This window comes from Actinophytocola sp., assembly GCF_035634895.1.
In the GTDB taxonomy this organism is placed as follows: Bacteria; Actinomycetota; Actinomycetes; order Mycobacteriales; family Pseudonocardiaceae; genus Actinophytocola.
This window is the reverse complement of sequence record NZ_DASQCC010000246.1, coordinates 1-9,011: the sequence shown is the minus strand read 5'-3', so window position 1 is coordinate 9,011 and position 9,011 is coordinate 1. Positions and strand designations below refer to the sequence as shown.

The following is a 9,011-nucleotide window of genomic DNA, read 5'->3' as shown; positions in this document are numbered from 1 at the left end:
ATCAAGTCGGTGGATCCAGGTTTCTGCTGGCAAGACGCCGGTTCGCCCTCGTACTGGGTCGTACTTGGGCGAACCGGCAACGCCGCCAGCAGGAAGCTGGGCCGCCGAATTAGTTGCCTGATTTCCGGCGCGGGACACTAGCCCTCCGCGGCGAGCTGCCCGCACGCGGCGGCGATCTCCTGCCCACGAGTGTCACGCACCGTACAGGCCACGCCGCCCTCGTTCACCCGGCGGACGAACTCCCGCTCCACCGGCTTCGGCGACGCGTCCCACTTCGAACCCGGCGTCGGGTTCAACGGGATCACATTCACATGCACCAACTGCCCAAGATGCCTACGCAACCGCTTCGCCAACAAATCAGCCCGCCACGGCTGATCATTCACATCCCTGATCAACGCATACTCGATCGACACACGACGACCCGACGTGTCGGCGTAGTACCGCGCCGCCTCCAACACCTCATCCACCGACCACCGGTTGTTCACCGGAACCAGCGTGTCACGCAGCTCGTCGTCCGGCGTGTGCAACGACACCGCCAGGCGGACCTGCATCTTCTCGTCCGCCAACTTGCGGATCGCGGGAGCCAGACCCACCGTCGACACCGTCACCGAACGCTGCGAGATACCCAGACCCGACGGCGCGGGCTCGGTGATGCGACGGACCGCGTTCACCACGCGCTTGTAGTTCGCCAGCGGCTCACCCATCCCCATGAACACGATGTTCGACAGGCGGGCCGCTGAGCCCAGTTCGCCGTCGCGCATGGCGGCCGCGGCGGCGCGGACCTGGTCCACGATCTCCGCTGTCGACAGGTTGCGGTCCAGCCCACCCTGGCCGGTGGCGCAGAACGGGCACGCCATCCCGCAGCCGGCCTGCGACGACACGCACAGCGTCACTCGGTCGGGGTACCGCATCAGGACGCTCTCCAGCAGCGTGCCGTCGTGGGCGCGCCACAGGGTCTTGCGTGTCGTGTCGTCGTCGCAGCTCACGTGGCGGACCACGGACAGCAAGGGCGGCAGGAGCGCGTCACCCAGGCGGGCGCGGGAGGCTGCCGGGATGTCGGTCATCGCCGAGGCGTCGGCCGTCAAGCGGCCGAAGTAGTGGTTGGACAGCTGGTTCGCGCGGAAGGGCTTCTCTCCCAGCTCGGCCACCGCGGCACGCCGCTCCTCGACCGACAGGTCGGCGAGGTGGCGGGGGGGCAGGCCGCGCTTGGGCGCGTCGAAGACGAGGGGGAGTGCAGTCATGGCTTCTCCAGTGTCCCACGTTCGCCAACAGGCCTGGTCAGAGGCCAAGTTGGCGCAGAACGTTGCATCGCGATAAGTTCCGATATATCGTGAACGTATCGCGATACCACGCGATAGTCTTCACAGGGAGGAATCAATCATGCGTCCATCATTCGGACACGAACATCGTTCTGGGGGCCGCACACCGTTCGGTGACGCGCGAGACCACCTGCGCGCACAGTTCCACGAGCAGTTCCACGCACCGGAGGGCCGCGGCGGCTTCCCGCCGTTCCCGCCTGTGCCACCGGGCCCCTGGCCCGGCATGCCGGGACCGAGCCCGTTCGGCGGTGACCCCATCGGTCGCCGTGGGCCGCGGCGCGGTCACGGCGAACGCGGCCGCGGCCGGCGGTCCCGGCGCGGCGACGTGCGGGCGGCCATCCTCACGCTCCTCTTGGAGCGGTCCATGCACGGCTACGAGATGATCCAGGAGATCAAGGAGCGCAGCGGCGACCTGTGGCGTCCCAGCCCGGGCTCCGTCTACCCGACGCTCCAACTCCTGGCCGACGAGGGCCTGATCAACGACGAGGGCACCGGCTCGCGTCGCCTGTACGCGCTCACCGACGAGGGCCGCGAGGCCGCCGCGAAGATCGGGACCCCGCCGTGGGAGGAGATCGCGCGGGACGCGGACCCGCGGGACGTGAGCCTGCGGGACGCCATCGGTCAGCTCATGGGCGCCACGGTCCAGGTCGCGCAGGCCGCGACCGACAACCAGAAGCGCCGCGCGGTCGAGGTTCTCAACGAGGCCCGGCGTGAGCTGTACGCCATCCTCGGCGAGGCCACCCCGGCCGAGGAGGACACCGTCGAAGAAGAAGAGGAAGAGACCGACTAGGTCAGCTCATGGGCGGTCGACCAGGCCGCCTGACGGAGCTTGTCCGCCAACCGCTTCGAGTCGCTCTCGGACCAGGCACGTAGCGCCTCGCGCTCGCCGGCCGAGAGCGACGGGCGGTCCTGGCCGTCGTCCGCGTATAACGCGCCGCTTCGCGCCGGCGGGGTGTACGGGGTGTCGCGGGCGATGGCCAGGTTAGGTCCCAGTCGGCGCCGTTGTGCCGCAACAGATCCGGACGGTTCTCCGTGCCGGCGTCCGGGGGCTCCCGTCAGCGGATCACGCCGGCCGGCTTGCGCCTGGTCAGGACCCGGTAGCCGACCTGGAACTCGAGGCCGGGCACGGTCCGCGCGGCACGGTCCGCCACCCGGGCGGAGAACTCGATGCGCAGCACGGCTTCCAGGCTCGCCCGGTCCGCGAAACGCCACCGCGTCTCGACCTGCCGGCGGGCGAAGCCCATCCGCTCGAAGAACCGGTCGACCTCGTCCGGGTCGTATTTCGGCAGGTCCGCACGCATCCAGTCGCCGTAGGGCTTGTGCCGCACGTCGAGGTCGACGATCGCCAGGACGCCGCCGGGACGGAGCACCCGGTCCGCCTCGGTGAGCCCCTGCTCGCAGCCCGGGCCGAAGAAATACGCGGTCCTGGCGTGTGCCACGTCCACGCTCGCGTCCGGCAGCGGCACCCGCTGCGCCGAACCGAGCGCGGCATCGACGTTCGGCATCCTCGCCACCCGGTCCCTGGCCAGCTCCACCAGTGGCGCGTACGGCTCGACGCCGGTGACGTGCCGGGCGGCCACGGCGAAGCGCGGTAGGTGAAACCCGCTGCCGCAACCGATGTCCACGACGTCGCGACCCCGCCAGTCGGCGACCTCGGCGAGCACCCGCCAGACCTCGCCGTCGACGTCCTGGGCCCGGTTCTCGACCTCGTAGGTCTCAGGCCAGTGCCAGATGTTCGGGCTCGGCAACGCCTCGATGCCTCGGCGCACCGCCGCTATCCGCTCACGTGCCCGCGACACCAGACCCACACAGTCCAGGAAACCATGCGGACTAGGCCGGAATGAACAGTCGAAGCAGCAGCCACGACACGACCGCCGACGGCAGGAGCGAGTCGAGCCGGTCCATCAGGCCGCCGTGGCCGGGCAGCAGGGTGCCCATGTCCTTGAGTCCCAGGTCCCGCTTGATCAGCGACTCCACCAGGTCGCCGATGGTCGCCGTGCACACGAGCGCGGCACCGAAGAGCGCGCCCTGCCACCACTGGCCGTCGAGCAGGAACATCACCGCGAGCGTGCCGGCGGCCGTGCCCAGGATCACCGAACCCACGAAGCCCTCCCAGGACTTCTTCGGGCTGATGTTCGGCGCCATCGGGTGCCGGCCGAGCTTTGCGCCGGTCGTGTAGCCGCCGACGTCGTTGCACACCACCACGATCAGGAACGACACCACCCTGGCCACACCGTCCTCGGCGACCACGAGCATCGCCGCGAACGTCGCGAACAGCGGCACGTACGCGGCCGTCAGGATCGACGCGCTGACGTCCCGGACATAGCCGTTGGCGCCGTCGCGGAGCCGCCAGACCAGGCAGGCCAGGATCGTCACCAGGAAGGCCGCGAACTGCCCGTCGCGACCGTAGGGCCACGACAGCCACACCATGGCCTGACCGCCGATGAGCAGCGGCCACAGGCTGACGCGGATGTCGCCACCGCGCTTGAGCGCACCCGCCAGCTCGTAGGTCCCGCCCGCTACCGCGACGGCGACGACCCCCACGAAGATCTGCCGCACGGTCAGCAGCGAGACCAGCACCGCCGCGCCGAGCAGCACGCCGACGGCGATCGCGGCCGGCAGGTTCCGCCCCGGTTTCTTGGGGGCGGAAGACGGCGCGGCCGCGTCGCCGGTCGTCACACGATTCTCCTCGACGGGTTCTGGCCCGGTGGGTGCGCTGGTGATGTCCATACTCCGGGCTCAGACTTCGAGCAGCTCGGTTTCCTTGTGCTTGACGAGGTCCTCGACCTGACCCACGTACTTGTCGGTGAGGTGCTGCAGCTCCTTCTCGGCGCGGCTCACCTCGTCCTCGCCGGCCTCGCCCTCCTTGGAGATGCGGTGCAGCTCCTCGTTCGCCTTCCTGCGGACGTTCCGGATGGCGACCTTGGCATCCTCGCCCTTGGACTTGGCCACCTTCACCATCTCTTTGCGGCGTTCCTCGGTGAGCTGGGGGATGATCACGCGGATGAGCGCGCCGTCGTTCGACGGGTTGACCCCCAGGTCGGAGTCGCGGATCGCCTTCTCGATGGCGCTGAGCTGGCTGACGTCGTAGGGCTTGATCACCGCCATCCGCGCCTCCGGCACGTTGACGCCGGCGAGCTGGTTGAGCGGGGTCGGGGCGCCGTAGTAGTCGACGACTATCCGCGAGAACATGCCGGAGCTGGCCCGGCCGGTGCGCACGGAGGCGAGGTCCTCCTTGGCGACCGACACCGTGTGCTCCATCTTCTCCTCGGCGTCGAACAGTGTGTCCTCGATCAAAGCCTGCTCCTGTTTCTCATCAGCTCCGCGCGGTCAGGGAGTGCTGACCACAGTGCCGATCCTCTCACCACGCACCGCGCGGGCGATGTTCCCCTCGGTGAGCAGATTGAACACGATGATCGGCATGTTGTTGTCCATGCACAGGCTGAACGCGGTGGCGTCCGCGACCGCGAGCCCCTGTTCGAGCACCTCGCGGTGGGTGATGTGCTCGTACATCTTGGCGTCCGGGTCGGTCTTCGGGTCAGCGGTGTAGACGCCGTCGACCGACTTCGCCATCAACACGACCTCGCAGCCGATCTCCAGCGCACGCTGCGCGGCCGCGGTGTCGGTGGAGAAGTACGGCATACCGACGCCGCCCGCGAAGATCACCACGCGGCCCTTCTCCAGGTGCCGCTCGGCACGCCGCGGGATGTACGGCTCGGCGATCTGGCCCATGGTGATGGCCGTCTGGACGCGTGTGTCGATGCCCAGCTTCTCCAGGAAGTCCTGCAGCGCAAGGCAGTTCATGACGGTGCCCAGCATCGCCATGTAGTCGGCGCGGTCGCGGTCCATGCCACGCTGCGACAGCTCCGCCCCGCGGAAGAAGTTGCCGCCGCCGATCACGATCGACATCTGGACCCCGTCGCGGACGACCTCGGCGATCTGCCGCGCGACCGTCTGGACCACGTCCGGGTCGACGCCGACCTCACCGCCGCCGAACATCTCGCCGCCCAGCTTGAGCAGCACTCTCCGGAAACCATGCCTAGTAAGTTCCACGGGTCTCCCCTCGGTGGTCTTTCAACAGGCGAATGCCCCGCCCTCAGTTCTTCGCAGAGGGTGGGGCACCGCCTGGGGTCCAGGCCTTCCGGGTCAGGACTGGCCGATCTCGAAGCGGGCGAACCGCGTGACCGTGACGCCGGCCGCGTCGAGCAGCGCCTTCACGGTCTTCTTGGAGTCCTGCACCGACGCCTGCTCGGTGAGCACGACGTCCTTGTAGAACCCGTTGACCCGGCCCTCGGTGATCTTGGGCAGGGCAGCCTCGGGCTTGCCCTCCTCGCGGGCGGTCTCCTCGGCGATGCGGCGCTCGTTGGCCACGACGTCCGCGGGGACCTCGTCACGGGTGACGTACCGCGGCTTCATCGCGGCGACCTGCATGGCGGTGCCACGCGCGACCTCCGTGTCGCCGCCGGTGTACTCGACGACGACGCCGACGGTCGGCGGCAGGTCGGGGTCACGACGGTGCAGGTAGGTCTCGACGGTGCCGTCGAACACGACGACCCGACGCAGCTCCAGCTTCTCGCCGATCTTGGCGGACAGGTCCTGCAGCGCGTCGGCCACCGTCTCGCCGTCCAGGTCGGCCTTGAGCAGCGAGTCGAGGTCCGCCGGCTTGCTGGCCTTGGCCGCACCGATGATGCGGTCCGCGAGGCCGGTGAAGTCGGCGTTCTTGGCGACGAAGTCCGTCTCGCAGTTCAGCTCGATCATGACGCCGCCGTCGGCCGCGACCAGGCCGTTGGCGGTGGTGCGCTCAGCGCGCTTGCCGACGTCCTTGGCACCCTTGATGCGCAGCAGCTCGACGGCCTTGTCGAAGTCGCCGTCGGACTCGTCCAGGGCCTTCTTACAGGCCATCATGCCCGCGCCGGTGAGCTCACGGAGCCGCTTGAGATCGGCCGTGGTGTAGTTCGCCATTGTGGCTCTGTCCATCCTTCTTTCGGTTCGGTGCGCTTACTCGGAGGCGGGCTTGTCCGCGGCGGGCGCGTCGCCACCCGCGGGGGCGGCGTTCTGGCCGACGAGGAGTTCCTGCTCCCACTCCGGCAGCGGCTCGTCCGAGACGCCCGGCTGCGGCTTCTCGTCGCCGTCCGCGACGCCGTTGCGCACACCGGAGCGGGCCATCAGGCCCGCTGCCGCGGCCTCAGCGACGACCTTGGTCAGCAGCGCGGCCGAGCGGATCGCGTCGTCGTTGCCCGGGATCGGGTAGTCGACCTCGTCCGGGTCGCAGTTGGTGTCGAGGATCGCGACGACCGGGATGTTGAGCTTGCGCGCCTCACCGACGGCGATGTGCTCCTTCTTGGTGTCCACGATCCAGACGGCGGAGGGGACCTTCGCCATGTCGCGGATACCGCCCAGGGTCCGCTCCAGCTTGTCCTTCTCGCGGGTGAGCATCAGGATCTCCTTCTTGGTGAGACCCTGGAAGCCGCCCGTCTGCTCCATCGACTCGAGCTCCTTGAGGCGCTGGAGACGCTTGTGGACGGTCGAGAAGTTGGTCAGCATGCCGCCGAGCCAGCGCTGGTTGACGTAGGGCATGCCCACACGCAGCGCCTCGTTGGCGATCGCCTCCTGCGCCTGCTTCTTGGTGCCGACGAACAGGATCGAGCCCCCGTGCGCCACGGTCTCCTTGATGAACTCGTAGGCGCGGTCGATGTAGGAGAGCGTCTGCTGCAGGTCGATGATGTAGATGCCGTTGCGCTCGGTGAAGATGTAGCGCTTCATCTTCGGGTTCCAGCGGCGGGTCTGGTGCCCGAAGTGCACGCCGGAGTCGAGCAACTGCTTCATGGTGACGACGGCCATGGCCTGGTTCGCACCTTCTTCTTGTCTTGCGCGCCGGGGTGTCGATCCGGCACGGTGTCGGTTGTCGCGAGATGGCGTTGGTGCCGCCCCGCCCTGGTGCCGGTGCCGGCAGCCGGACCCTCGACGCATTTCAGCGTCGTCTCGGGACCGCCGGATGCCGCCTGCCGCGAGGGCAGGCGCACTGGCACGCGAAGTCGACCCGCGTAACCACGGGCCGCGTTGAAAAGTGTACGCGGTCGGGTTGACCGGCCGTGAACGCGGGCGGCCTGGTAGGGGCGTCCCAGCTGTCCACAGCCCGGTCGGTTGTCCACAGTTCGGCCGCCTCCCCCGGCCTTCGTCGCCGGATCCCAGCATCGTGGACCCATGCCTCTCCGTCTCTTTCTCCTGGTACTGACCGTGCTCGTGTGCTCTTCCCCGCCGGCGGGCGGAGCGCCCACGCCGTCCCGGCCGGCCCATCACAGGTCGACTCAGTACGACTGGCCCCTGGCGCCGCCTCATCCCGTGGCGCGCCCGTTCCAGCCACCGTCGACGCCCTACGGCCCTGGTCACAGAGGTGTCGACCTGGCCGGTCAGCCGGGCGCCCCGGTACTGGCCGCCGCCGACGGCGTGGTGGCGTTCGCCGGCTCACTCGCCGGCCGGGGCCTGGTGTCGATCGACCACGACGGCGGCGTCCGTACGACGTACGAACCGCTGACCGTGCTGGTCGTGGCCGGCCAGCAGGTAACCCGCGGCACCGTCATCGGCTTGACGGCCCCGGGCCACGACCGCTGCACGGCCGCCGCGTGCCTGCACTGGGGCGCCCGGCGTGGCACGGAGTACGTCGACCCGCTGGGCCTGCTGTCAACCGGCCGAGTTCGCCTGCTGCCATGGGATGACGACGCCGATGGCTAGGCCTCGGACTTCTCCAGCAGCTTCGCCCGCAGCCGCAGGACGGCCCGCGTGTGGAGCTGGCACACCCGAGACTCGGTGACACCGAGGACCCGGCCGATCTCGGCGAGAGTGAGGTTCTCGAAGTAGTAGAGGGTGACCACGACCCGGTCCCGCTCGGCCAGGTGTGCGATCGCCTGGGCGAGCTGCCGCCGGTTGTCCTGGTCAACGAGCAGCGCGACGGGGTCGAGCGCCTCCTGGTCCTCGAGGATGTCGGCGAGCGGCGTTGGCCCACGCCCGGCGGCGGCCAGTTCGTCGAGGGCGACGACGCTGGTGAGCTGGAGCTGGGCATAGACGTCGCGCAGCTCGTGCAGTGAGAGCCCCAGCGCGTCGGCCAGCTCGGAGTCGGTGGGCGTGCGGCGAAGCTGTGCGCCGAGGCGTTCGAGGGCACGCTCGACCTCGCGCGCCCGACCGCGGACGGAGCGGGGTACCCAGTCCTGTGCGCGCAGGTCGTCGAGGATGGCGCCGCGGATGCGCTGCATCGCGTAGGTCTCGAACTTCAGGCCACGTTCGGGCTCGAACTTCTCGATGGCGTCGACCAGCCCGAAGATCCCGGACTGGATCAGGTCGGCGACCTCGACATGCGCCGGCAGCCCGGTACCGACCCGCCCGGCGACGTACTTGACCAGCGGCGCGTAGTGCAGCACGAGCCGGTCCCGCAGCGGCTGCTCCCGCCGCTCACCGAAACGCCGCCAGAGCGCGACGATACCGGCCTCGACGTCGTCGAAGGTCCGCTGGTCACCGGGCAGCACCCCGGCGGTCTCCCCGAACCCGAATGTCACGGGCTCCGCACGTCCATGGGTCCCGTTGATGAAGGACTGGGCACTGACGCCCTGCCCCATGCCGACATGGCCGTTACCGACGTGGCCGGTGCCGACATGGCCGGTGCCGACATGGCCGGTGCCGTTGTGCCCGGTGCCGTTG

At 69.3% G+C, this 9,011-nt stretch carries 10 protein-coding genes; 2 read left to right on the top strand and 8 right to left on the bottom strand.

Annotated elements, in window-relative coordinates; translation table 11 throughout:
• Nucleotides 1-137 precede the first annotated feature (137 nt).
• On the bottom strand, nt 138-1,241 hold the full coding sequence (gene rlmN / locus VET29_RS38230; RefSeq protein WP_324930266.1) for a 23S rRNA (adenine(2503)-C(2))-methyltransferase RlmN: 1,104 nt from the start codon (nt 1,239-1,241) through the stop codon (nt 138-140).
• Nucleotides 1,242-1,380: 139 nt separating this feature from the next.
• On the opposite strand from rlmN, the gene VET29_RS38225 reads away from it, so the two are divergent.
• Nucleotides 1,381-2,109, top strand: coding sequence for a PadR family transcriptional regulator (locus VET29_RS38225; RefSeq protein WP_324930263.1), 729 nt, complete (start codon nt 1,381-1,383; stop codon nt 2,107-2,109).
• Nucleotides 2,110-2,374: 265 nt separating this feature from the next.
• On the opposite strand, the gene VET29_RS38220 is transcribed toward VET29_RS38225, so the two are convergent.
• The 6 genes from VET29_RS38220 to rpsB form a co-directional block, all read right to left on the bottom strand.
• Nucleotides 2,375-3,127 (bottom strand): class I SAM-dependent methyltransferase, encoded by a 753-nt coding sequence (locus VET29_RS38220; RefSeq protein ID WP_324930260.1) that lies wholly within the window; start codon nt 3,125-3,127, stop codon nt 2,375-2,377.
• A 22-nt stretch (nt 3,128-3,149) separates the two neighbouring features.
• Nucleotides 3,150-4,049 (bottom strand): phosphatidate cytidylyltransferase, encoded by a 900-nt coding sequence (locus VET29_RS38215; RefSeq protein WP_414636714.1) that lies wholly within the window; start codon nt 4,047-4,049, stop codon nt 3,150-3,152.
• A gap of 9 nt (nt 4,050-4,058) precedes the next feature.
• The gene (frr, locus tag VET29_RS38210; RefSeq protein ID WP_324930254.1) at nt 4,059-4,616 is read right to left on the bottom strand and encodes a ribosome recycling factor; all 558 of its coding nucleotides are present in this window, start codon (nt 4,614-4,616) and stop codon (nt 4,059-4,061) included.
• A gap of 33 nt (nt 4,617-4,649) precedes the next feature.
• Complete coding sequence (pyrH, locus tag VET29_RS38205; protein ID WP_324930251.1) at nt 4,650-5,372, bottom strand: UMP kinase; 723 nt, start codon at nt 5,370-5,372, stop codon at nt 4,650-4,652.
• Nucleotides 5,373-5,465: 93 nt separating this feature from the next.
• A complete protein-coding gene (tsf, locus tag VET29_RS38200) occupies nt 5,466-6,281 on the bottom strand; it encodes a translation elongation factor Ts (protein ID WP_324930272.1) in 816 nt (271 codons plus the stop codon).
• 36 nt (nt 6,282-6,317) lie between these two features.
• The gene (gene rpsB, locus VET29_RS38195) at nt 6,318-7,160 is read right to left on the bottom strand and encodes a 30S ribosomal protein S2 (protein ID WP_324930248.1); all 843 of its coding nucleotides are present in this window, start codon (nt 7,158-7,160) and stop codon (nt 6,318-6,320) included.
• A gap of 501 nt (nt 7,161-7,661) precedes the next feature.
• On the opposite strand from rpsB, the gene VET29_RS38190 reads away from it, so the two are divergent.
• A complete protein-coding gene (locus VET29_RS38190) occupies nt 7,662-8,051 on the top strand; it encodes a murein hydrolase activator EnvC family protein (RefSeq protein WP_414636713.1) in 390 nt (129 codons plus the stop codon).
• On the opposite strand, the gene VET29_RS38185 is transcribed toward VET29_RS38190, so the two are convergent.
• Nucleotides 8,048-8,929: a FliA/WhiG family RNA polymerase sigma factor gene (locus tag VET29_RS38185; protein WP_324930269.1), complete on the bottom strand. Its 882-nt coding sequence runs from the start codon at nt 8,927-8,929 to the stop codon at nt 8,048-8,050. The two genes, VET29_RS38190 and VET29_RS38185, sit on opposite strands and share 4 nt — an antisense overlap.
• Between the last annotated feature and the right edge of the window lie 82 nt (nt 8,930-9,011).